The organism is Ligaoa zhengdingensis (assembly GCF_014384885.1).
Lineage (GTDB): Bacteria > Bacillota > Clostridia > Oscillospirales > Ruminococcaceae > Ligaoa > Ligaoa zhengdingensis.
Window position 1 is genome coordinate 152,010 of the sequence record NZ_JACRST010000001.1, and the last position, 22,776, is coordinate 174,785.

The window sequence follows — 22,776 nt, forward strand, 5'->3', positions numbered from 1 at the left end:
CGCCGCGTATTCGCTTCCGGTTTATCTGTATTTTTATTATATCACATTTTAACTCACAATACCAATGCCAATCAACCGTGCAGGTTGCGCCGGTCGATGACGCGGCGGGATTTGCCCTCGCTGCGTTCGATGCTCTTGGGGGACACTAGGTGCACCTTTGCGGAGATGCCCAACGTGGAATCGAGGGCCGCCTTGATCTTCGCCTCGGTCTTTTCCACCAGGCGCACCGCATCGAACTCCATGCTCTCATCCATCTCCACCAAGACCTCCATCGTGTCGAGCGTACCCACGCGATCGACGATGATCTGGTAGTGCGGCGGCATCTTGAGCTCTAGCAGCACGCTTTCCACCTGGGACGGGAACACATTGACGCCGCGGATGATGAGCATATCGTCGGTGCGGCCAGCGGGTTTCAGCATCTTGATAAGGGTTCTGCCGCAGCTGCATGGCTTGCGAGTCAAGGTGGCGATATCGCGCGTGCGGTAGCGGATGAGCGGCAGCGCCTCTTTGCTGACGCAGGTGAACACCAGCTCGCCCTGTTCCCCCTCCGACAGCACTTCGCCGGTATCCGGGTTTATGATCTCCGGGATAAAGTGATCCTCATTGATGTGCATTCCGGTCTGCTCCGGGCACTCGAACGAGACGCCCGGGCCTGCGATCTCGGAAAGGCCGTAGATATCGTACGCCTTGATATTGAGCAGCGATTCGATCTTTTGGCGCATCTCCTCGGTCCAGGGTTCCGCGCCGAAAAAGCCCGCGCGCAGCTTCAATTTGGAGGTATCAATCCCCATGTCCCGCATGGTCTCGCCCAGCAGCACCGCATAGGACGGGGTGCAGCAGATCAGGGTCGAACCGAAGTCCTGGATGATCTGAATCTGGCGCTTGGTGTTCCCCACCGAAGCCGGAATTACCGTCGCGTGGATTTTTTCCGCGCCGTAGTGCATCCCCATGCCGCCGGTGAACAGGCCGTAGCCGTAGGAAACATGGATGTAGGACTTTTCGTCCTCGCCCGCAGCGGTCAGGGCGCGGGCGCAGCACTCGCTCCACATATCGATATCATTCTGGGTATATCCCACCACCGTCTGCTTGCCAGTGGTGCCGCTGGAGGCGTGAATGCGCACAATCTGGTCGTGCGGCACCGCGAACAGACCGTAGGGGTAGTTGTCGCGCAAATCCTGTTTGTAGGTAAACGGCAGCTTGGAGAGATCGTCCACCGAACGGATATCGTCCGGCGCGACGCCCAGTTCGTCCAGCTTCCGCTTATAGAAGGGGACATTTTCGTAGGCGTGCCGCACCATCTTGGACAGGCGGTAGGATTGCAGGGCTTTGATTTCATGCAGCGGAGCGGTCTCGATGCTGCTCCAATACTTGTTCGCCATGGCCTTATTCCTCCATTTTCAGCTCGCGTCCGAGCCGGAATGCTTTCAGATTGACCTCCAGGAACTTCTCAGGCACCAGCTGAGCGATGGTCTTTTCCCAGAGGGCCTCGTCAAAATCGGTCAGTGTAGAGATCGCGCCCATCAACACCACATTGGTGGCTTTGGCGTTTCCCGCCTGTTCGGCCAGAGACAGCGCATCCAGCGGGATGACGTGGCACCCCAGCGCTTTGATCTTCTCCACAATCCCCTCGGGGTATGCCGCCGCACCGGTGATCACCGGCATCGGGGCGATCTTCTGGGTGTTGACGATCAGCTTGCCATCCTCTTTGAGGTAACTCACCCAACGCGCGGCCTCGCACAGCTCAAACGCAATGATGATGTCCGCTTCCCCGCGCTCAATGGTGGGGGAATAGACCTTCTCCCCATATTTCACATAGGTGACCACCGAGCCGCCGCGCTGCGCCATGCCGTGAACCTCGGAAACCTTGACATCGTAGCCCTGGCTCACCAGCATATGGCCGAGGATGCGGCTGGCGAGCAAAGTGCCCTGTCCGCCCACGCCGACGATCATAATATTGGTGCTCTTGTTCATGCTTCGTCCCCTCCCTGCTTTTCAATCGCGCCGAACGGGCAAAGCGGCCGGCACAGGTCGCAGCCCACACACAGCGTATTGTCGATGGCAGCCTTTCCGTCCAGCATACGGATGGCCGGGCAGCCCACCTTCAGGCAGGCCTTACAGGAACGGCATTTCTCCAAATCGACATGGTAAGAGGGATTGTGTTTGACATATTTGAGCAGGGCGCAGGGGCGGCGGGTGATGACAACCGATGGCTCTTTGACCGCGAGCTCCTCCTTGAGCACCGCCTCCAGCTCCTTGACGTTGTTCGGATCCACCACGCGGATGCGTTTGACCCCGGCGGCCTCGCAGATTTTCTCGATGCTGACCTTTTCCACGATGTCGCCCCGGAGGGTTTTGCCGGTGGTGGGGTTCTGCTGATGGCCGGTCATGCCGGTGATCGAGTTGTCCGCCACGATCACGGTGGAATAACCCTGATTGTAGGTGATGTTGATGAGACCTGTCACGCCCGAGTGCATAAAAGTACTGTCGCCGATCACCGCCACCGAGCGGTCCTCCGCGCCGCGCGCCTTGTTGAAGCCGTGCAGGGCCGAAATCGATGCGCCCATGCAGATGGTGGTGTCGATCGCGTTGAGGGGCGGGGTGGCGCCCAGCGTATAGCAGCCGATATCGCCGCTTACCATCAGCTTCATCTTGCCCAAAGTGTAGAACATACCGCGGTGCGGACAGCCCGGGCACATCACCGGCGGGCGGACGGGGACCGCCTCGCTGTACTCGGTGAACGCCGCCGATTCGCCCAAAATTTTGCGGGCGACCAGCTCCTGCGAGTACTCGCCTGTGGTGGGGAATATCTCCTTGCCGGTCACTGAGATTCCATGTTTTTTGCAGTGGGTCTCGATGATATCGTCCAGCTCCTCAATGACATAGAGGGTCTTGACCCCCGCGGCAAAGCGTTTGATCAACTCCACCGGAAGCGGGTTGACCATCCCCAGCTTGAGGTAGCTGACGCGATCGCCCAGCGCTTCCCTCGCATATTGGTAGGTGATGCCCGCGGTGATCACGCCGATCTCACTGCCCTCCGACCACTCGATGCGGTTGAGCGGTGTGGTTTCGGCGAGCTCGGCCGCCTTGCGGCACCGCTCCTCCACCACCACGTGGCGCGGGCGGGCGTTGCCGGGCATCATCACATATTTTTTCGCATTCTTTTCGTACTCCTTGAGCGGCAGCTCGATCCGCTCCCCTTCCTCCACGATGCTCTGGGAATGGGAGACGCGGGTGCACAGGCGCAGAAACACCGGGGTATCCAGGCTCTCAGAAAGCTCATAGGCCGCCTTGACATAATCGCGGCATTCGCTCGAATCGGAGGGCTCCACCATCGGGATTTTGGCCGCGATGGCGTGGTGGCGCGAATCCTGCTCGTTCTGAGAGGAGTGCATCCCTTGGTCGTCCGCAACTGCGATCACCATGCCGCCGTTCACACCGGTGTAGCTCGCAGTGAACACCGGGTCGGCCGCCACATTGAGGCCCACATGCTTCATCGCGCAGAAGGAGCGCGCGCCCGCAATCGACGCGCCGAGCGCCACCTCGGTGGCGACCTTTTCGTTGGGCGCCCATTCGGCGTACACCTCGGGATATTGGCTGACGTACTCGGTGATCTCGGTGCTGGGCGTGCCCGGATAGCTGGAAACCACCCTGCAGCCCGCTTCATAAAGTCCTCTGGCAACCGCCTCGTTGCCAAGCATCAATCGTTTCAAAATTTCGGGTCCTCCTTTTGATTTCTCAAGTCCACAATGCGCCGCGCCTTGCCGGCGAACCGCTCCATCGATTTGGGCTCCACCAGGCTGACCTTGACATCGATGCCGAGCACCGTCCTCATCTTGAAGCGGATGCTCTGCTGCAGCTTCTCCAGCTCGCTGTAGATCTCCAGCAGACTGCCGTCGGTGGGCTCCACGCGGATCTCCATCGTGTCGGTGAAATCCTCGCGGCGCAGCACCAGCTGGTAGTTGGGGCTGATCTGCGGGAACAGCAGCAGCACGCTTTCCACCTGGGACGGGAACACGTTTACACCGCGGATTTTGAGCATATCGTCGGTGCGGCCCGTGACCTTATCCATGCGGACATGGGTACGTCCGCATGGGCACACCTCGTAATTGAGGCGCGTGATATCCTTGGTGCGGTAACGGAGCAGCGGGATCGCCTCCTTGGAGAGGGTGGTGACCACCAGCTCCCCGGTCTCACCGCGGGGCAACACATCGCCGCTCTGGGCGTCGATGATCTCGGGCAGGAAGTGATCCTCCGCAAAATGCAGACCCTCGCGCACATGGCACTCGCCCGATACGCCCGGGCCGACCAGCTCGCTCATGCCGTAGTTGTCGGTGGCGAACAGCCCCCAGGCGGCTTCGATCTGCTCGCGCATCTCCACAGTGGAGCCCTCGGAGCCGAACAGCCCGATGCGCAGCTTGAAGTCCTCCTTGGTGTAACCCATCTCCCGGGCGACCTCCGCCATGTACAGCGCATAACTCGGTGTGCTGATGATGGTGGTGACGCCGAAGTCCTTGAGCAGCATGATCTGCTTTTCGGTATTGCCGCTCGACGCCGGCACCACCGCGACCCCCATATTCTCCAGGCCGTAGTGCAGCCCGAGCGCGCCGGTAAACAGACCGTAGCCAAACGAAATCTGCGCCACATCCTCGTCGGTCACACCGACGGAAACACAAAAGCGCGTGACCATATCCGCCCAATTTTTCAAATCCTGACGGGTATAGCCCACCACTGTGGGCTTGCCCGTGGTGCCGCTGGACGCATGAATCCGCACGACTTTTTTCATGGGCACCGCGAACAAACCGTACGGATAGTGGTCGCGGATATCATCCTTGGTGGTGTAGGGTATGTACTGCAAATCGGACAATGCCTTGATTTTATCCGGATTGACGCCGGCCTGGTCAAGCCTGTCGTGATAAAACTTCACATTGTCATAGCAATGCTTGACCACCCATTGCAGCTTCTTGAGCTGCAGCTTTTCCAGCTCCTGCCGGGGCATGGTCTCGATATCTTTCTGCCAAAACATCCCGCAATCCTCCTACAAATTTTGTGCTTTATCGATTAAAATTGTTAAAATATATCATACCTCTTTTGCGCGACCCCGTCAAGGGTTGTCAGCAATTGTTTCCAATTATAAACGGGCAAAGCCGCCTGAGTCGCGGATAGAGATCGCGTCGCTGCCGGAGACGATGATGTGATCCAGCAGGCGGATGTTAACCCGCTGCAAGGTCTCATACAACTCAAAGGTGGTGTCCAGGTCCGCACGGGAGGGCAGGGCGTCGTTCATCGGATGGTTGTGCGAGAGCACCACGTTGGTGGCGCGGTATTTGATGGCGGTCTCGACCACACGGCGCGGGGTGAAGTTCGCCGATACCACATCGCCGCGGCAGATCATGGGGCAGCCGGCCACCCGGTTGCGGTTATCCAGGCACAGCAGCATCACCTTCTCTTCGGTCTCGCCCACAAACTTGGGGATCAGGAATTTTACAATATCCTCTGTGCTTTGCAGCAGGGTGCCCAGTGTATTTTTGTCGTCAAAATAGAACCGGCAGACACCCGGAATCAGCTTGAGGAGGGTGGCGGCGCCATCTCCGATCCCCTTTACCTTAACCAGCTCCTCGATCGGCGCATCCATCACCCCCGCCAGGGAACCGAACTCCTCCAACAACATATGGGCGATTTCGTTGGTGTCCTTCCGCGGGATGGCATAAAACAGGAGCAGCTCCAACACCTGGTGCTGTTGGAAGTCATCCAGACCGTTTGCCCTGAAGCGTTCCCGCAGCCGCATTCGATGTTTGTCATGGACATTTGCCAATCCTGTTCCCTCCTCGTTGTCAGATGTGCATGTCTGCCGCCGGGCTTCGCCGCGTTTTCGATCGATCAACCCATAATACGACAAAAATTACGCCTTACGATACCATGAGCGCAACGCACATGGCATCGTTGCGCTGTAGGCCGAAGCGTTAGAAAGGCGCGGATGGCCTGCGCATAACCGGTATTATAACTTCTTTGCAATTATTATACCATTCGTCGGCGCAGCATACAAGAAAAGAACGAGGAAAGATCGCCGGCTTTCTTGCCGATGGGATCAAATCGTGCTATACTTTTTCTGCCGTATCGAGGAAGCGACATCCCGCGGCAAGGAGGTGCCTATGCGCAGTTTTCAAATCAACGCCAACGACAGCGGGCAGCGGGTGGACAAGTTTATTACCAAGGCTGTGCCTCTGCTGCCGCAGCCGCTGCTCTACAAATCGATCCGCCTCAAACGGATTAAACTCAACGGCAAGCGCTGCGAAATTTCCACGCGGCTAGCCGAAGGCGACCTGCTGGAACTCTACCTCAACGATGAGTTTTTTGACGTTCCTTCACCTGAACTCATCTTTCTGCGCGCCCCCACTGCGTTGGATATCCTCTATGAGGATGAAAACCTGCTGTTGGTGGATAAAAAACCCGGGCTGGTGGTACACGAGGATGAAAGTGGCCGGCCGGATACCCTGATCAATCGCATCCAGCACTACCTCTATGACAAAGGGGAGTATCTGCCCGAACAGGAACACTCCTTTGCACCGGCCCTGTGCAACCGGATCGACCGGAACACCGGCGGCATTGTGATCGCGGCCAAAAACGCTCCCACCCTGCGAGTGCTCAATCAAAAGATCAAAGACCGCGAGCTGCAAAAGCTCTATCTCGCGGTGATCCACGGCCAGTTAAAACAAAAATCTGGGGTGCTCAAAGCGTTTCTAACAAAAGCTGGCGACGAAAATCGCGTCACGGTTACAAACACCCCCTCGCCTGGTGGGCGCACCATCCTCACAAAATACCGTATACTGGCGGAAAATGGCCGCTTTTCTCTGATCGAAGTCGATCTCCTGACCGGCAGGACCCATCAAATCCGGGCGCATTTTGCGTTTTTGGGGCATCCATTGCTGGGGGATACAAAGTATGGTTTTGCGCGCGACAACCGGGGAACCTCCTACAAATATCAGGCGCTGTACGCTTACCAGCTGGTCTTTCGCTTTCAAGGCGGTGCAGAACATTTGGAATATCTCAACGGGCAGACATTTGCTGTGCCCCATGTCTGGTTTGCAGAAGACTTCAAAAACGGAAAAATTCGATGACGCGACGCCCTTCGAGCTCTTTTTGCCCGAGGGGTGTCGCATTTATTTTCCTTTAGGTCACAAAATATGTTTTATTAGTATAAATTTTTTATAAAGAATGCCAAACGCTTCATTTACAATATCTGTAATTTATGGTAATGTTTCATTGCAACATCTAGTAAAGGAGTTGGTCCTAGTGTGTCAATACTGCACAATCTGTGCGACAACCGATGCCCCAGAGTTTAACCATCAGAAACTTTACAACATTGAAGCAGTAGATTCGAGCAAAACTAAAATTTTTGCAGCCCTCACTCCACGAAAAGATAAAGTGGATGCGCTGGTTCAGCTTCTCAACAAATTTGAGGTGTCGCTTATCCATATGGAGGACATCCTAGACGATTTTACTGGAACCGAATATCTCAGCCAATTCTTCCCCGATTTATTGTGAGGGCAGGACAGCCCTCTGCCCTATTTCGGGTCTTCAATTGCAAGGCGCTGTGTATAACGACGGCTTTTTTCTTTTGCCGTCATGCAGTTGCACTAATTTATTAATCTCCTTACAATTTCTCTACCACCGCTACCAAATTCGCAACCAATCGTGATTATTCTATTCATTATGTCCATCCTCCTCATTTATTCGCAATATATTGTTTTTTGCTTTTCATCAGCAGAACACAGGCAACACAGGCAGTTATTGTCTCGCTGAGGGAATGACAGAACCAGACGATATTGCTGCCAAAAATGTGTGGCAAAATCAGAACCAGAAGTGGCAGGCAAACTACACTCCGGCTCAAGGAAATAGCCAAAGCCTTTGCAGTGTATCTTGTCGATTGCCAGAACGAAATCATCAAAATATTATATCCAGCGAGGAAAAAGGCGCAGAAGTACGACAGACTTTTATCCGCAGTAAAGGTGATCAGTTCTGTATCTCCCGGATTGAAAATTGAGAAAAAGTATTGGGAGAAAAGAACGATCAAAATGTAGCAGACAACGCCCATTGCCAAAAATACCTTTGTTGCAAATCGACGCATATCATTGCAACGAGCAACCTCACCAGAACCCGTGAAGTAACTGAAAACAGGTTGTAGGCCCTCAGCCATTCCAAGGAACAGTGTAAGAATAATGAGCATTAAATATCCAATAAGTAGATAGGCCGCCAATCCAATTTCCCCGTATCCGTGTTTTACAATGGCGATGTTATACACAAAGGTAATAATCCCAATGGTGAATTCCATAATAAACGATGGAAAACCAAGTGTAAAAATATTTCGCACAGTCGGAATCTGGAGCTTTGGAACGGCAAAATACAAATTCCCCTTCTTCAATAAAAAGTGAGGAAGCATAATCAGCACACTAAACACCGGCCCAATGGCAGTTGCAAGCGCCGCACCACCAATCCCCATATTCAGAGGGCACATAAAGACATAGTCCAATACAATGTTAGACACAGATCCAAAGGCTAAAGCAAACATCGCCAATTTCGGACTACCGTCATTTCTCACAAGACCACTTAACAAGAAGCTAAATATGAGGAACGGAGAAAAGGAAACGATATAGCGGATATATTCTGTTGCCTCGTCGTGAATCTGCGGTGTCGACCCCAAAAGTTCCGTTAGTGGATGGATAAACAAATTGCCGAATACAGCAATAAAAACACTAATAACACCTGCACATATAAGAGCGGTATCAAACACTTGTAATGCTTTTTCTTTCTCTTTTCGTGCCAGTTGCCCGGAAATTATAATACCGGCTCCTGAAGCAACCGCCATAGAAATGGCAATCAGAATTTCAATCAAGGGAACAGCGACAGCCGCCGCAGCCATAGAATCACGGCCCAGTACATTGCCGATAAAAACGCCATCTACGATCATATAGACGGAATTGAATACCAGACCTATCATTTGTGGAATTGCATATTTCGCAAATAAAGTGTGCGATTTACCTTCGTACATGGTAATGACCTCCTTATTAAAAACAAAAAAGGCCTGTGTTGTGTAACACAGGCCTACTACACAATAAAATGAAACCCCGGCGGGCTGATTTTATCTATTATCTTTAGTTGTTTTTTCTTGTTTCTTTTTTATAAGTTCAATTGCTTCTTTTCCGCTTATATGTTCGATATTCATTTCCAACATACATAGCGGTTTCCATCCCTGTTCAATGGCTTTTTTGCGGTTTCCCTCCGTGTCATCTGGCGCATATTTCAATGCCAGTTTTTCAATAGCAGTCCGTTTTTCGCTATCATCTTCTAATACTCGTATGGTGCCAAATACGATTACGCTACGGAAATAGGAAGTATATTTTTCCGGCACAATCTGATCTTGATCAATCACACAAAAAGATGCCTTTGCGTTTCTACCGATAGCGTCCAACTTGTGTCCGCTTTGGGCACAATGGAAATAGAGCTTTTTTCCGTCATAGGCGTAGCTAATAGGGACAGCATAAGGATAGCCACCATCTCCATATAAAGCAAGCACTCCTGATGTTCCCTTATGTAGCACAGCAGATATTTCATCTGCGCATAGAGCTTGTCGCTTTCTCCGCATTTCCCGAAACATAGCCTTACACCTCCTACATAAAAATAAAACGCCATATTCTCCATCCCTTCTTTGGCCTACGGAATGAAGAAAAGGCGTAACCCGGCGGTTTTTATATAGTATAGCACCCTTTCTCCGAAAGTCAAGTACTAAATTGTTTTTCGAGGCGAAGTTAAATGCATCTCCATTTTTGCGTTAATTTGGGGGCCTGCACGACCGGAATAGATACGAAAAATGCCTTGGGGCAAAGTGTATCAAAGCGTTGTAGCAATAAAAAATGCTGGACTTAGCCGCCTAGACTAAATCCAGCATTTTTCTTTTTCAGCCAATCCCGTCTGATAGTTGCATTTCATGATTTTTTATCATTTCTGCTTGTACTGTCTTATGGAGGCTCCACCGAATAGCTCCTTTTTATTTCTCTTGACATTTTTCCAGCAGCCTGATATTATTTAGTAAATTACTAATTTACTAAAGGATTGAGGGCTTGCGATGAAAATACCGACCAATCTCAAACACAAACCGGTGATCGTCTCGGAGAACTATGAAAATGTGGACGGGCGCAGCTCCTACCAGTCGGACGCCAAAGGGCTTTCGTTGGGGCTCGCCCAGTGGAACGACCGCGGCCGGGTGGATATCTCTGCGAAGGTCTGGCGCTACACCGGCGAAAAGTGGTCGCGCCAGTCGGAGGAGCTGCCGCTCCACCGCGTGCTTGATCTAGCCATCCTGGTGTGCCGTGCACAGCAGTACTTCCGCGACGAGGCATACCGCTTTCCTAAGCTCTACTGTGAGGACGACCCCATGATCGACCGGGTGGGGATGCAGGGCGATGCGATGACCGTCGCCATCTGTAAGGAAAACGAACATATCGACGAGGATATCCAGCTGTTCTGTAATGCCTTGGGCAGCGACGGAGAACTGCTGGGCGAGCGATTTGCCGTTCTGGCGCGTATTTTGAAGGAGATGGGATACTGATGGACAATCGAAAGAAGGAATTGATCCGCGCCTATAAAGAAAAACCTGCCACCGGCGGCGCATATGTGATCGAAAACACCGTCACCGGCAGGAAGTTGCTGCTCTGCGAAACCGACCTGAAGGGGTCAAAAAACAAGTTCGATTTTATGTCCCGGATGGGCAGTTGCCCCAACAGCCGCCTGCAAAGGGATTGGCAGCAGTACGGGCCCGCCTGCTTTGCCTTCACCGTTTTGGAGGAGATCGAACAGAAGGAGACCCAAACCCTGGAAGAATTCAGGGAGGATCTCGTAGTGCTCGAAGCAATCTGGCGGGAAAAGCTGGGGGAAGATAATCTCTATTGAGGAGAAAAAGCGCCGGAAATCCGCTGGGATCTCCGGCGCTTTTATTTTGTTCGATTACAGGGTCACCTTATGGAACACCTTTTTGCCCTTGCGGATCACTTTATGGCCCGCCTCCAGCTTGGTGAGCGGCAGAACCGCCATCACGTCGGTCACCTTCTGGTCGTCGATGCTGACGCCGCCCTGTTGGATCAGACGGCGCGCCTCGCCCTTGGAGGGAGCCAGCCCAGTCTTGACCAGCAGGTCGAGCACCGCAATCTGCCCATCGGTGAAATCTGCTGCGGCAAGCTGTGTAGTGGGCATGTTCGCGCTGGCCGCGCCCGCGCCGAACACCGAGCGCGCTGCCTCCAGCGCCTTGTCGGCCTCCTTCTCGCTGTGCACCATCTTGGTGAGCTCATAGGCCAAAATCTCCTTGGCCTTGTTAAGCTCGCTGCCCTGCCAGCTCTCCATCGCCTCGATCTCCTCGATCGGCAGGAATGTGAGCAGTTTGAGGCAATGGATGACATCCGCGTCGTCCACATTGCGCCAGTACTGGAAGAAATCGTAGGGGCTGGTCTTTTCGGGGTTGAGCCAGATAGCGCCATTCTCGGTCTTGCCCATCTTTTTGCCCTCTTTGGTGGTCAGCAGCGTAAAGGTCATGCCGCAGACCTCCTCCTGCTCCTTGCGGCGAACCAAATCCACACCGCCGAGGATGTTGCTCCACTGATCGTCGCCGCCGAGCTCCATCCGGCAGTTGTGGGCGCGGAACAGGTGCAAAAAGTCGTAGCTCTGCATAATCATATAGTTGAATTCCAGGAAGGAGAGGCCGCGCTCCAGACGGGTTTTAAAGCACTCCGCAGTCAGCATCTTGTTGACCGAGAAGCAGGCGCCCACGTCGCGCAGCAGCTGCAAATAGTTGAGCTCGCACAGCCAATCGCCGTTGTGCTCGACGATCGCATGGTCCATGTCCACAAACTGGGACATCTGCTGCACAAAACAATCGGCGTTGTGGTTGATCGCCTCGCGGGTGAGCATCGGACGCATATCGGTCTTACCAGTGGGGTCGCCCACCATGGTGGTGCCGGTGCCCAGCAGCAGGATGGGGGTATGCCCCGCCTTCTGCATATGCCGGATCACAATCAATTGCAGAAAATGCCCGACATGCAGGCTGTCCGCAGTGGCGTCAAAGCCGATGTAGAAGGTCACCTTCTCGTTTTCAAGCATCTCCTTGATCTTGTCCTCATTGGTCATCTGGGCGATCAGCCCGCGGCGCTTGAGTTCTTCAAATACGGTCATCCATCTTTCTCCTTTTTATTTTCTTTACTTTGAAAGGACCCGGCGGACGGCAGGGTGCAAAAAAGCCCTCCACCCGCCTGATGCGGATAGAGGGCGTCCATAAAACGCTGTACCACCTCTAATTCGCCGCGACCTCACGGGCGCAGCCTCATCGGGTACCAACATACCCAAGCACGATAACGGGTGCCCCCGGCAAAGCCTACTACCTGTTTCAGCCCGCGGCTCCGAGATGTATTCACCGCACTTCCGCGCTTTTTTGCACCGGCCAAAAGCTCTCTGAAGCGGAGGGGATGCGGCTACTCGTTCTCTTCTCTGCCATTATATATTGCACTATAGCACATCGGTTTTTATTTGTCAACCTGCCGCTCGGCGAAGCGCAGCATCTCGTCGGCGCTGCTCAAAATGGTGTCTGTGACCTCGTTCCCGCCGATGATGCGCGCGATCTCCGACACCCTTCCGCTGCGGTCGAGCGGACGCACATCGGTAAAGGTGCGCCCGTCGCGCACCGATTTTTCGATCAAATAGTGCCGGTCCGCGTAGGCGGCCACCTGCGCGAGGTGGGTGACGCATATGATCTGCCTGCCATGGGAAGCCTGTTTGAGCTTGAGCCCCACCTTTTGTGCGGCGCGCCCGCTCACACCGGTATCGACCTCATCGAAGATGAGGGTACCCACACGGTCCCGGTCGGCCAGCACGTTTTTCAGGCTGAGCATCACGCGGGAGAGCTCGCCGCCCGACGCGATCTTGGAGAGCGACTTGAGCGGCTCGCCCGGGTTGGTCGAGATCAGAAATTCCATATCGTCGATCCCGTCCGCGGACAGAGCGCCGATCTCGCTTTTGACCTCGAGCCGGACAAACGGCATGTCCAAAAAGCGCAGCTCCTCCCCTACCGCCTCAGTGAGGCGCTTGGCGGCCTCGCGGCGCTTTTCCGAAAGGGCCTCCGCCAGCTTCTGCGCGCTGTAGGCGGTCTGCGCAAGCTGCGCCTCCAGCTTCGCCTGCATCTCTTCGGAGCGGTTGATCGATTGCAGCTCCTGGGTAGATTTTCCGAGGTAGTCCAACACCGCCTCCACGCTCGCGCCATATTTGCGCTTGAGCTTGTAGATGGTATCCAGCCGCGCCTCAATCGCATCGAGATCTCCTTCATTGAAGTCCATCTCGGACGCGCAGCGGCGCAGGTCGCTGGCGTACTCGCGCAGTTCATAATACATTTCATCGACGCGGGACGCCATCCCCTCGAGGTCCGCATAATACCGGCCGGCGGTAGAGAGCGCGTCGCGCGCGCTGTCCAGCATCGCCACCAGGCCCTCGTTCTCGTCGTCGCCGGAGAACGCTAGGTCTGCCTGCCCCACCGCCTCGATGATCTTGGCGGAGTTACTGATCTGTTTCTTCTGTTCGAGCAGCTCCTCCTCCTCGCCGGCCTTCAGGTTGGCTGAGGAGATCTCGTCGATCTGATAGGTGAGCAGATCGATGCGGTAAGCCTTTTCCACCTCATCCATGTTGAGCTTTTCCAGCTCCTGCTTGATCGAGCAGAGCTTGGCATACTCCTGGCGGTACTGCGCGAGCAGCTCACCGTCCCCCGCGTAGCTGTCGATGAAGCGGATGTGCCTCTCGGGCGAAATGAGCGCCTGATTGTCGTGCTGCCCGTGGATATTGATGAGGGTATCCGCCACCTCCCGCAGAATCGACACGGTGGCCGGACGGCCGCCGATCTTGCAGCTACTTTTGCCCTCGGCGGAAAACTCCCGCGACAGCAGCAGCGTGCCGTCCTCCTCCGGCTCGTAGCCGAGCGCGGAGAGCGCCGAGCAGGTCTCGTCGGACAGCCGTTCAAACAACGCGGTCACCATGGCCTTTTCGGCCCCGGTGCGGATTAAATCCCGCGAGACGCGAAATCCCAACACCGCACCGATCGCGCCGATGAGGATCGATTTGCCCGCTCCGGTCTCGCCGGTGAAAACGTGGAACCCTTCGCCAAAATCGATCGAGGCCCGCTCGATCACAGCGATATTTTGAATATAAAGCTGGGTCAGCATGATGTCGTCACCTACCTTGCAAGATACGTCTGAAGCTCCTGTGACAACTTGCGTGCAATCTCTTCGGTGCGCGCAAGGATAAAAAAGGTGTTGTCACCGGCTAGCGTGCCCACAATGCTTTCAAAGTTCATCTGATCGAGCGCCTCGCAGGCGGCGTTCGCCATGCCGGTGTGGCACTTGACCACCACCATATGCCCGGCGTAATCGACCGAATCCACAACCTGGCCAAAGATTGTGCGAAAGCGGGTGGTGATGTCGGAAGCCGGCGCGCGCTCCGCCGCAGCGAAGGTGTAGCGGTAGCGCCCGTCCGGAGACAGGGTCTTGGTCAAGCGCAGCTCCTTGATATCCCGCGAGACGGTGGCCTGCGTGATGGGATAGCCGGCCTCCCTGAGCAGGCGCATCAGGTCCTCCTGCGTCTCCACCACATTCTCCAGGATCAGTTCCAATATTTTTTCATGCCGTTTCGATTTCATTCCTTTGACCTCTCCCCAGTATCTTTAAATTCAAAATCTCATAAAAGTCGCGGTCGCCGAAGTCGATCAGCCGGGCGGCCAGGTCGGATTTGCGAATCACAATCTGGCTGTCGCGCCGAATCTTGATCGGGCGCTCGCCGTCCGCCGACAGATACAGGTCGTTGTGGTTGTTTATGTACTTTGCACGCACCACCAGCTCCTTTTCCGGTGAAAAGAGCACCGTGCGTGAAAACAGCGAATGGGGGCAGATCGGGGTCATCCCAATCGAAGCGATGCTGGGGTCGACAACCGGGCCGCCCGCCGACATCGCGTACGCGGTGGAACCCACCGGTGTGGAGAAGATCACGCCGTCCGCGTGGTACTCGCTGACCAGCTTGCCGTTACAGGTGACGTCCACATCGATGATTCGGGAGAGATCCCCTTTGGTGATGGCGATATCGTTGAGCGCCACGCAGACCATCTGTTCGCTATCCGTCTGAATCTTGGCCTCGATCATCATGTGCTTTCGCACCGTGTAGCGGCCCTGTACCAAGCGTGAAAGCTGGTGCAGCTCATTCGACTCCAACTGGGCAAGGAACCCCAGCCGCCCCACGTTGATCCCCAGTACGGGGAGGTTGTGCTTCACCGCATGTTTCGCGCTGTGGATGATGGTGCCGTCACCGCCGATGGCGATGACCAGGTCCATCCTCCCCATCGCGTCGATAAATTCGCAGAAGTGAACCCTCGCCCCATCGCGCACATACGGCCGGCTGGCCCTATCCAGGTACGCTTCGATTCCGAGGCGTTCCAGCACATCCAGCAGCCCGTTGAGGCAGTGCTCCGTCTGTTCCTTTTTAAAATTGGGGATCAAAATTGCCTTCATGGCTGTTATCCTTCCCGCCGGTGATCACTCCAGCTGTTGATGGGAAGCCTCGACCACCGCCCGGATGGCCGTTTCCTCCACCAACTGCGCACCGGCGCCGTCATTTTTAAGATAAAGCAGGTATTCGATATTGCCCTCCGGTCCCTTGATAGGGGAATAATCGATCCCCAGCACCGAAAAGCCGATAGAATGGGCGAAATCAGCCACCTTTGCGATGACCTCCCGGTGAATTTCCGGCTCACGCACCACGCCTTTCTTGCCGACCCTACCCTTGCCAGCCTCAAACTGCGGCTTGACCAGGCAGACCATCTCTCCGCCCAGCCGCAGCAGATTGATCGCCACGGGGAGGATCAGCGTGAGGGAGATGAATGAAACATCCACACTCGCAAAGTCGATCGGGTCGGGAACCTCCTTTTGCGTGACATAGCGGAAATTGGTGCGTTCCAGGTTGACCACCCGCTCGTCGCAGCGCAGCTTCCAGGCGAGCTGGCCGTACCCCACGTCGATCGAATATACCTTGGACGCGCCGTTTTGCAGCATACAGTCGGTGAAGCCACCGGTGGACGCACCGATATCCATGCAGACCGCACCCTCCAGGTTGAGGCCGTATCGCGGGATCGATTTTTCCAGCTTGAGGCCGCCCCGGCTGACATAGCGCAAGGTCTCGCCGCGCAGCTCAATCTGGTCGGCGTCGGAAACGGTCATCCCCGGTTTATCCGCCTTTTGATTGTTGACATACACGCGCCCCAGCATAATCATGGTCTTCGCCTTCTCGCGGCTCTCGGTCAGTCCCAGCTCGGTCACCGCAAGGTCCAATCTCTTCTTTATCTGCATCGCTTCTCGTCCTCATATCATCCAGTTGTTGCAGCCGCTTTTCCAGGCTGCCGGCATCCAGGCCCAGGCGTGCCAGCGACGATGCGACCGTTGCCTGCGGGACAAACACCCCATCCACCGCAGTCACCCGGTAACAGCCCTGCCAGCCGCGGCGCTGAAGCCGCAGGCCAAAGTGTTCCGCGACGCCCCCTTGGAGAATGCCCTCCTCGGCGAACAGGATCGCGTCATACTGTGCGGCCAGCTTCACACAGGTCTCATCGATTGGATTGATGCGGCCCAGCTTGAGCAGCGCCACCGGCGTGCCCCGGCGGTTCAGCCGTTCCGCCGCCTCATATGCCTGGGCAAACTCCCTGCCGTAGGAGATCACGAGCGTCTTCGCCCGATAGTCATCGATCAAAAGGAAATCCTCCCCGGTGCTGCACCGCTGCGGAAGCCGCGGCTCCTTACCGCGCGGATAGCGCAGCGCCACCGGTCCGTTGTGCTCATACAGGGCCTTGTGGAGATGCAGGCGCAGCTCCTGATAGGTGGCCGGGGAATAGATCACCACATTGGGGATGGAGGAAAGAAAGGCCACATCGAACAGTCCCTGATGGGTTTCGCCGTCCTCCCCCACGATTCCGGCGCGGTCCACGCCAAACACAACATGCTGCTGCTCGATCGCGGTGTCATGCAGCACCTGGTCGTAACCGCGCTGCAAAAAGGTGGAATACACCGCAAACACCGGCTTCATCCCGTTGCGGGCAAGCCCCGCGGCAAAGATGACGCCGTGTTCCTCGGCGATACCCACGTCGAAAAAGCGCTCAGGATAACCGGCGGCGAAGGGGAACAGGCCGGTGCCGTACTTCATGGCAGCGGTGATCGCGCAGATCGAGCTGTCCTCCCCCGCGAGCCTGGTCAGCTCCTCGCCGAACACGCCGGAAAAGTGATCGGTCGAAGGGGCTTCCTCCGACCCGTTTTTTACGTCAAATTTGGAGACCCCGTGGTAGGCGCCCGGGTTCTTTTCCGCAAAGGGATACCCTTTGCCCTTTTGGGTCTCAATGTGCAGCAGCACCGGCCGGTTGAGGCTCTTTGCGCGCCGCAGCACCTCACACAGGCTTTGAAGGTCGTGTCCATTGACCGGGCCGAGGTAGTCAAAGCCGAAATCTTCAAACAGGTTGCTGTTGTAAAGCATGTTCTTTACTGCTGCTTTGGAAGAGTAAATCGCCTTGTAGAGCGAATCCCCCACCAGCGGGATCGACCGCACGCCGTGTTCAATCATATCTTTCGCTTTAAAATACTCGTGTTTGGAACGGATCTTGGCCAGATACCGCGCCAACGCGCCCACATTGCGCGAGATTGACATCTCGTTGTCGTTGAGAATGACGATGATCCGGTCGCGGTAGCGCGCCACATTGTTCATCGCCTCGTAGACCATGCCGTTGGTGAACGCTCCGTCGCCGATCACGGCGATCACATAGCCGTCCTCCTGCCGCAGACTTTTTGCGCGAGCCAAACCGCAAGCCACAGAAAGGGAGGTACTGCTGTGGCCGGCCAGAAAGACGTCGTGCACGCTCTCGCGCGCCTTGGGAAAACCGGAGATCCCGTCCTCCTGCCGCAGGGTGTCAAACCGCCTTTCCCGCCCGGTGAGCAGCTTGTGGGCGTATGCCTGATGGCCCACATCCCACATGATCTGGTCGATGGGCGAACGGAACACCTTATGCAACGCGACGGTGAGCTCCACCACCCCCAAGCTGGAGGCAAGATGCCCCCCTGTCTGCGAAACTGTCTGGATCAGCCGTTCGCGTATCTCCGCACAGAGCTGTTCAAGCTGGCCGTCGTTGAGTTTTTTCACATCCCGCGGGGAGCGTATCCCCTCAAGCAGGGTTTTGCGTTCCAAGGCGACGTCTCCTTTCCCGGTGCGATACCGGCCGCCACGATCAAGCCGGATACAGCATGGCAATTAAAATACCCAGCAGCGCGCCGCCAAGCACCTCGAGCGGCGTATGCCCGATGAATTCCTTGAGCGCCTTGTCCGGCATCCCGTCCGCGATGTCCGCCGCGCTCTGTGCGAGCTCGTCTTCGTGCTCCTCCTCGTTGCCCTGGTTCCAGGATTTGAAGCCAAACACAATTTTGTTGAGCACCTTGGCCTGTTCACCCGCCGCGCGGCGCACCCCCATGGCGTCATACATCACAATGCCGGCCAGCGCCAGCGAGAGCGCAAACACCGGGGATGCAAACCCCAAACGCCGGGCAAAGGCGATGGTCAGGGAGCAGACCAATGCGGAATGGGAGCTGGGCATACCGCCCGCGCCCACCAGGCGCTCGAGCACCAGCTTCTTGGTCGTAATCAATGTGAATACGGTTTTGAGCACCTGCGCCGAGACCCACGCCAAAAACGCCACGTTGATGTAATCATTTCCGGTCAACTGTCGAAGTACACCCATATCATTTCATCCATTCCTATCAGTTCTTTCTGACAGCCAGACGGTCGGTCAGTGTGCATAAAAACTCGTCTTCCCATGCAAATTTGTCCAACAGCCGCCGCGCCTCATCGGTGAGGGCTTCCACCTGTTTTTGGGCTTCTTCCAGGCTGTACAGCGTCACGAAGGTGGTTTTTCCGCTCTCCTGGTCGCTGCCAATGGGCTTTCCTAACGCCTGTTCGTCCCCCGTAACATCCAGTATATCATCAACAATCTGAAATGCCAACCCAATTTTTTGCGCATATTGATCCGCAAAAAAAATTTTATTTTCATCCGCGCCCGCAAGCACGCAGCCGATTTTTACGGCGGCCCGCAGCAGCGCCCCGGTCTTTTGACCGTACATCCGCACAAGAAGTTCCTCCGGCATCGGGCGGTTCTCATATTCCAAATCGATCACCTGCCCGCCCAGCATCCCCGTGTCTCCCGCGCTTTGAGCCAGTATTTGCAGTGCAGCGAGCGCCCGATCCGGGGGCGCGGTACTGCCTGAGGCCGTTTCAAACGCCTTAGTGAGCAGGCCGTCTCCGGCCAGCAGCGCGGTAGTTTCGCCAAACGCCTTCCAGCAGGAGGGCTTGCCCCGCCGCAGCGGGTCGTTATCCATACAGGGCAGATCGTCGTGGATCAGGGAATAGGCGTGCACCATCTCAATGGCGCAGGCGAAGGGCATCGCCAGCTCCCAGCTTCCGCCGCACGCCCTGCAAAACTCGAGCAGCAGGATGGCCCGCACCCGCTTACCCGCGCCCAACACCCCGTAACGCATGGCCTGCACCACGCTCCGGTAGGGTGCGTCTGATTCGGGCAGAGCGCGTTCCAACGCCCGTTCGATATCCTCGACGTAAACCCGATATTTTTCTTCGTACTGCAATTCCGCTTCCCCCTACGCTTCCGAAACTTCCTGCGGCTTAGGTTCCAGCCCCTGCGAGAGGGTTTCTACCTTCAGCCTCGCATCGCGCAGCTTCCCGTCGCACAGCCGCACCAGGCCGGTTCCCTCCTCAAACAGCTTGAGGGCGTCCTCCAGCGGCAACCCGCCGTCGTCCATCTGCTTTACAATTTCATCCAGCCGTTGCATCGCCTGCTCCAGCGTCGGTTGTTTTTTCATCAGACTTCTCCTTTGCTGCTTCGATGACTTTTACTGCCAGCTCCCCGCGGGCGAACCGGATGTGCAGCCGGTCGCCCGGCTGTACCGCCGCACTGTCGGTCACCGTCTTCTCATTTTGATCGAATGCGATCGCATAGCCCCGCGCGAGCACATTGAGCGGGCTGAGACTACCGAGCAGCCGCGCCCGTCCCGCGAGCTGCTGTTCCCGGGTGCGCAGCACAGCGCGCCCCGCCGCTGCAAGGCCAGAGCGTCCGTTTTGCAGCCGGCGTTCCCCCTCCCGCAACCGGATGTCCAGCGCCGAAACCAGCCGGCGCCTGTTGCGCTGCAAACGCTGCTCGTATCCAGCCACAACTGCGACCGGGCTTTGCAACGCCCTGTGGCTGCGGTAAAGCTCCAGCTGCTGGGACAGCCGCGCCAACCGCCGCTCGAGCAGCTCCTCCATCCGCACTTGCAGGCCGGACAACTCCTCCCGCAGATCGGACAGGTCGGGGGAAACCAGCTCAGCGGCCGCTGACGGCGTGGGGGCGCGCAGATCTGCTACAAAGTCCGCGATGGTAAAGTCGGTCTCGTGCCCCACCGCGGAGATGACCGGGACAGCGGAACTGTAGATCGCACGGGCCAGCGCCTCGCTGTTGAACGCCCAGAGATCCTCGGCCGAACCGCCGCCACGGCCCAAAATGATGACGTCGCAATCCGCTTGCTCATTGAGGGCGCAAAGCGCGGCGATCAAGCTGTCTGACGCACCCTCCCCTTGCACCAGCGCCGGGGCCAGCACCACCCGTGCCAGCGGATACCGCCGCCCGAGGATGTTTAGGATGTCCTGCAAAGCCGCGCCGCTCGCCGATGTGACGACGCCGACCGTCTGCGGCAGGGGCGGAATCGGTTTCTTATGTTCCGGGGCAAAGAGTCCCTCGCCCGCCAGCTTCTCCTTGAGCTGCTGGAAGGCGAGCGCCAGCGCCCCGGCCCCGTCCGGCTGCAAATCGTAGACGTAGAGCTGGTAGGTTCCATCCCGCTCGTAGAGCGACACCGAACAGGAAACAATCACCGTCTGCCCATTGCGGAGGCGGAAGCGAAGCTGCTGGGCGTAGCTCTTAAACATCACCGCGCGCACCGAAGCCCCCGCGTCCTTCAGCGAAAAATAGAGGTGGCCCGAGCTGTAGTGGTCGGAGAGGTTTGAAATCTCTCCCTTCACCAGCAGCCGGGTCAACAATTTATTTTCGTCCAACAACGCCTTGACATATCGGTTGAGCTGAGACACGCTCAGCATTGAATTGGTCATAGCAGCGGCCTCCGGCAGCGCAGATAACCCAGCAGCGCCACGCCGACCGCGTTGTCGGACGACAGCTCTGGCGTTGCAAACACGCCGCCCAGCCATTCAGAAATCTCTGCGCGCAGCAGGCCGTTGCTGGTGACGCCGCCCGCATAAACCCGCGGAAGGTCGCCGTACTCCAAAATGACCGCCTCGCTCATCGCCTTCACAGTGGCGCAGATGTAGTCGAGGCAATATCTCGCCACAGCGTTCTTTGGCGTTCCCTTGGCGAGCAGGTCGCGGCACTGGTTTTCCACCCCGGAGAGGCAGCAGTCCAGCCCCTTGAGCTTGACACGGACAGGGAACTCCTCGTCGCAGGTGAGCGCGAGCTGTTCCAGCTCCTTGCCGGCTGGGAACTTGAGCCCCAGCATGCCGCCCACCCGGTCGATCACCTGGCCGGCGTTGAGGTCGAGCGTCCCTGATATCTGCTGGATCGCGAGCACCCGTTCGCGGTCGGGCCGCACCAGCAGGCCCTCGGTCGTCCCACCCGAAAAGTGAAACGCCACAAACTCCTTCTGCATCAGGTCGAGCCGCCCGGCGGAATAGAGCGCCGCCGCGATGTGACCCGCCTGATGAGAAAAACCGCACAGGGGTGCGCCCGACTGGTTGGCAAGCACCCTGGCGAGCATCTCCCCCACCAGGAAGCAGGGCATGTAGGAACCCTCAACATCCCTCGGGCGGGCCGAATAGCCCACCCCGTCGAATTTATATTGTTTATCTCCCAAGAGGCCGTTGATTACCTCGGGGAGCTGTTTGACATGTGCGAACACCGCGTCGCTTTGACGCAGCCCCAGCTCGCCCTCCCGCACCGGAAGCAGCTTGCGGCTGTGGATCACCGTCTGGTTGGAGCTGTCGTAAAGTGCGGTGGATGTGGTGTAGTTGCTCGTGTCGATACCCAAAAACAGACCCATCTGGTCCACCTCCTGTTTCAGTGGTCCGGCCTTATTTTATTTTTGCGGTTCCGCGGCTTTGGTACGCACCACCGCGCCCATCACACCGTTGACAAACGACGAATCGTCCTCGCTGCCGAACTTTTTGGCGAGCTCAACCGCCTCGTTGATCGAGACGCGGTCAGGGATTTCTTCGTTGAAAAGCACCTCAAAAATAGAAAGACGCAGTATCGAAAGCGCCACGCGGGAGATGCGGTTCATCTTCCACCTGGTCGAATGCGCTTCAATCTGCCTGTCAATCTCGTCCGCATGGGACATCCAACCGGAGGCGAGCGAAAACGCAAACGGGTCAACCTCCACATCCCGGCCCTCGGCCGCCTTTTCGATGATCTCCTGCAAGCTGTCGCCCTGATTGAACGACTTTTCAAAAATGAGTACAAATGCCTGTTCCCTGGCTTCCCTGCGTGTCATAACTCTACCTCCGCAATTTTCATTTTTTAAGGTACAGATGCTTTTTTGCCGCAGCCTGTCCACTTTTTTAAGGTCAGCGCGCGCCCGCGCCGACCGCAATAAAGCAAAACATACCCTCCCGAATCAGGAGGGTTTG

23 protein-coding genes and 1 other annotated feature are annotated in these 22,776 nt (G+C 56.5%); of the genes, 4 read left to right on the forward strand and 19 right to left on the reverse strand.

From position 1 onward, the window contains the following. Positions 1-71: 71 nt before the first annotated feature. From H8711_RS00720 to H8711_RS00740, 5 genes are all read right to left on the reverse strand, one after another. Positions 72-1,379, reverse strand: coding sequence for a phenylacetate--CoA ligase family protein (locus H8711_RS00720; RefSeq protein WP_249281612.1), 1,308 nt, complete (start codon positions 1,377-1,379; stop codon positions 72-74). Between the two features lie 4 nt (positions 1,380-1,383). After that, entirely contained in the window at positions 1,384-1,971 is a 588-nt protein-coding gene (locus tag H8711_RS00725) for an indolepyruvate oxidoreductase subunit beta (protein WP_249281613.1), read from the reverse strand. Further along, positions 1,968-3,710, reverse strand: a complete 1,743-nt coding sequence (gene iorA, locus H8711_RS00730; RefSeq protein ID WP_249281614.1) for an indolepyruvate ferredoxin oxidoreductase subunit alpha — start codon at positions 3,708-3,710, stop codon at positions 1,968-1,970. The genes H8711_RS00725 and iorA overlap by 4 nt, the downstream gene beginning before the upstream one ends. Beyond that, a complete protein-coding gene (locus H8711_RS00735; RefSeq protein WP_249281615.1) occupies positions 3,707-5,023 on the reverse strand; it encodes a phenylacetate--CoA ligase family protein in 1,317 nt (438 codons plus the stop codon). Before H8711_RS00735 ends, iorA begins: the two co-directional genes overlap by 4 nt. A gap of 105 nt (positions 5,024-5,128) precedes the next feature. Beyond that, positions 5,129-5,812, reverse strand: coding sequence for a JAB domain-containing protein (locus tag H8711_RS00740; RefSeq protein WP_249281616.1), 684 nt, complete (start codon positions 5,810-5,812; stop codon positions 5,129-5,131). A gap of 337 nt (positions 5,813-6,149) precedes the next feature. Between H8711_RS00740 and H8711_RS00745 the strand changes: the two genes are divergently transcribed. Then, positions 6,150-7,115, forward strand: a complete 966-nt coding sequence (locus H8711_RS00745; protein ID WP_249281617.1) for an RluA family pseudouridine synthase — start codon at positions 6,150-6,152, stop codon at positions 7,113-7,115. Positions 7,116-7,290: 175 nt separating this feature from the next. Continuing rightward, entirely contained in the window at positions 7,291-7,542 is a 252-nt protein-coding gene (locus H8711_RS00750; protein WP_249281618.1) for a DUF6514 family protein, read from the forward strand. A 181-nt stretch (positions 7,543-7,723) separates the two neighbouring features. On the opposite strand, the gene H8711_RS00755 is transcribed toward H8711_RS00750, so the two are convergent. Continuing rightward, the gene (locus H8711_RS00755; RefSeq protein WP_249281619.1) at positions 7,724-9,046 is read right to left on the reverse strand and encodes an MATE family efflux transporter; all 1,323 of its coding nucleotides are present in this window, start codon (positions 9,044-9,046) and stop codon (positions 7,724-7,726) included. A gap of 90 nt (positions 9,047-9,136) precedes the next feature. Next, a complete protein-coding gene (locus tag H8711_RS00760; protein ID WP_249281620.1) occupies positions 9,137-9,652 on the reverse strand; it encodes a pyridoxamine 5'-phosphate oxidase family protein in 516 nt (171 codons plus the stop codon). A gap of 468 nt (positions 9,653-10,120) precedes the next feature. On the opposite strand from H8711_RS00760, the gene H8711_RS00765 reads away from it, so the two are divergent. After that, positions 10,121-10,603, forward strand: a complete 483-nt coding sequence (locus H8711_RS00765; RefSeq protein ID WP_249281621.1) for a DUF6530 family protein — start codon at positions 10,121-10,123, stop codon at positions 10,601-10,603. Then, the gene (locus tag H8711_RS00770; RefSeq protein ID WP_249281622.1) at positions 10,603-10,944 is read left to right on the forward strand and encodes a GIY-YIG nuclease family protein; all 342 of its coding nucleotides are present in this window, start codon (positions 10,603-10,605) and stop codon (positions 10,942-10,944) included. The genes H8711_RS00765 and H8711_RS00770 overlap by 1 nt, the downstream gene beginning before the upstream one ends. A gap of 54 nt (positions 10,945-10,998) precedes the next feature. On the opposite strand, the gene tyrS is transcribed toward H8711_RS00770, so the two are convergent. The 12 genes from tyrS to nusB form a co-directional block, all read right to left on the reverse strand. Next, positions 10,999-12,216, reverse strand: a complete 1,218-nt coding sequence (gene tyrS / locus H8711_RS00775) for a tyrosine--tRNA ligase (protein WP_249281623.1) — start codon at positions 12,214-12,216, stop codon at positions 10,999-11,001. 86 nt (positions 12,217-12,302) lie between these two features. Next, positions 12,303-12,538, reverse strand: a binding site (T-box leader). A 25-nt stretch (positions 12,539-12,563) separates the two neighbouring features. Further along, positions 12,564-14,246: a DNA repair protein RecN gene (gene recN / locus H8711_RS00780; RefSeq protein ID WP_249281624.1), complete on the reverse strand. Its 1,683-nt coding sequence runs from the start codon at positions 14,244-14,246 to the stop codon at positions 12,564-12,566. Positions 14,247-14,257: 11 nt separating this feature from the next. Then, positions 14,258-14,719, reverse strand: a complete 462-nt coding sequence (gene argR / locus H8711_RS00785; protein ID WP_249281625.1) for an arginine repressor — start codon at positions 14,717-14,719, stop codon at positions 14,258-14,260. Beyond that, positions 14,700-15,581: an NAD(+)/NADH kinase gene (locus H8711_RS00790; RefSeq protein ID WP_249281626.1), complete on the reverse strand. Its 882-nt coding sequence runs from the start codon at positions 15,579-15,581 to the stop codon at positions 14,700-14,702. The genes argR and H8711_RS00790 overlap by 20 nt, the downstream gene beginning before the upstream one ends. A 24-nt stretch (positions 15,582-15,605) precedes the next feature. Next, positions 15,606-16,409 (reverse strand): TlyA family RNA methyltransferase, encoded by an 804-nt coding sequence (locus H8711_RS00795; protein WP_249281935.1) that lies wholly within the window; start codon positions 16,407-16,409, stop codon positions 15,606-15,608. Next, entirely contained in the window at positions 16,294-18,291 is a 1,998-nt protein-coding gene (dxs, locus tag H8711_RS00800; protein ID WP_249281627.1) for a 1-deoxy-D-xylulose-5-phosphate synthase, read from the reverse strand. The genes H8711_RS00795 and dxs overlap by 116 nt, the downstream gene beginning before the upstream one ends. A 40-nt stretch (positions 18,292-18,331) precedes the next feature. Next, positions 18,332-18,838, reverse strand: coding sequence for a divergent PAP2 family protein (locus tag H8711_RS00805; protein WP_249281628.1), 507 nt, complete (start codon positions 18,836-18,838; stop codon positions 18,332-18,334). Between the two features lie 19 nt (positions 18,839-18,857). Then, positions 18,858-19,736, reverse strand: a complete 879-nt coding sequence (locus tag H8711_RS00810) for a polyprenyl synthetase family protein (RefSeq protein WP_249281629.1) — start codon at positions 19,734-19,736, stop codon at positions 18,858-18,860. Between the two features lie 12 nt (positions 19,737-19,748). Next, positions 19,749-19,970 carry an exodeoxyribonuclease VII small subunit gene (xseB, locus tag H8711_RS00815; protein WP_249281630.1) on the reverse strand — a complete coding sequence of 74 codons (222 nt, stop codon included), beginning with the start codon at positions 19,968-19,970 and terminating at the stop codon, positions 19,749-19,751. Beyond that, positions 19,924-21,249 carry an exodeoxyribonuclease VII large subunit gene (gene xseA / locus H8711_RS00820; RefSeq protein WP_249281631.1) on the reverse strand — a complete coding sequence of 442 codons (1,326 nt, stop codon included), beginning with the start codon at positions 21,247-21,249 and terminating at the stop codon, positions 19,924-19,926. Before xseA ends, xseB begins: the two co-directional genes overlap by 47 nt. Next, a complete protein-coding gene (locus H8711_RS00825) occupies positions 21,246-22,190 on the reverse strand; it encodes a tRNA (adenosine(37)-N6)-threonylcarbamoyltransferase complex transferase subunit TsaD (protein ID WP_249281632.1) in 945 nt (314 codons plus the stop codon). The genes xseA and H8711_RS00825 overlap by 4 nt, the downstream gene beginning before the upstream one ends. Positions 22,191-22,226: 36 nt before the next feature. Next, the gene (gene nusB, locus H8711_RS00830; RefSeq protein ID WP_249281633.1) at positions 22,227-22,640 is read right to left on the reverse strand and encodes a transcription antitermination factor NusB; all 414 of its coding nucleotides are present in this window, start codon (positions 22,638-22,640) and stop codon (positions 22,227-22,229) included. Positions 22,641-22,776: the final 136 nt, after the last annotated feature.

Excerpts from the sequence above, each read along its gene's own strand:
- tyrS (WP_249281623.1), bottom strand. The coding sequence starts at position 12,216 with ATGACCGTATTTGAAGAACTCAAGCGCCGCGGGCTGATCGCCCAGATG.
- H8711_RS00725 (WP_249281613.1), bottom strand. The coding sequence starts at position 1,971 with ATGAACAAGAGCACCAATATTATGATCGTCGGCGTGGGCGGACAGGGC.
- H8711_RS00790 (WP_249281626.1), bottom strand. The coding sequence starts at position 15,581 with ATGAAGGCAATTTTGATCCCCAATTTTAAAAAGGAACAGACGGAGCAC.
- H8711_RS00765 (WP_249281621.1), top strand. The coding sequence starts at position 10,121 with ATGAAAATACCGACCAATCTCAAACACAAACCGGTGATCGTCTCGGAG.
- H8711_RS00745 (WP_249281617.1), top strand. The coding sequence starts at position 6,150 with ATGCGCAGTTTTCAAATCAACGCCAACGACAGCGGGCAGCGGGTGGAC.
- xseA (WP_249281631.1), bottom strand. The coding sequence starts at position 21,249 with ATGACCAATTCAATGCTGAGCGTGTCTCAGCTCAACCGATATGTCAAG.
- recN (WP_249281624.1), bottom strand. The coding sequence starts at position 14,246 with ATGCTGACCCAGCTTTATATTCAAAATATCGCTGTGATCGAGCGGGCC.
- xseB (WP_249281630.1), bottom strand. The coding sequence starts at position 19,970 with ATGAAAAAACAACCGACGCTGGAGCAGGCGATGCAACGGCTGGATGAA.
- H8711_RS00755 (WP_249281619.1), bottom strand. The coding sequence starts at position 9,046 with ATGTACGAAGGTAAATCGCACACTTTATTTGCGAAATATGCAATTCCA.
- nusB (WP_249281633.1), bottom strand. The coding sequence starts at position 22,640 with ATGACACGCAGGGAAGCCAGGGAACAGGCATTTGTACTCATTTTTGAA.
- H8711_RS00825 (WP_249281632.1), bottom strand. The coding sequence starts at position 22,190 with ATGGGTCTGTTTTTGGGTATCGACACGAGCAACTACACCACATCCACC.
- argR (WP_249281625.1), bottom strand. The coding sequence starts at position 14,719 with ATGAAATCGAAACGGCATGAAAAAATATTGGAACTGATCCTGGAGAAT.
- H8711_RS00735 (WP_249281615.1), bottom strand. The coding sequence starts at position 5,023 with ATGTTTTGGCAGAAAGATATCGAGACCATGCCCCGGCAGGAGCTGGAA.
- H8711_RS00805 (WP_249281628.1), bottom strand. The coding sequence starts at position 18,838 with ATGGGTGTACTTCGACAGTTGACCGGAAATGATTACATCAACGTGGCG.
- H8711_RS00720 (WP_249281612.1), bottom strand. The coding sequence starts at position 1,379 with ATGGCGAACAAGTATTGGAGCAGCATCGAGACCGCTCCGCTGCATGAA.
- H8711_RS00770 (WP_249281622.1), top strand. The coding sequence starts at position 10,603 with ATGGACAATCGAAAGAAGGAATTGATCCGCGCCTATAAAGAAAAACCT.
- H8711_RS00760 (WP_249281620.1), bottom strand. The coding sequence starts at position 9,652 with ATGTTTCGGGAAATGCGGAGAAAGCGACAAGCTCTATGCGCAGATGAA.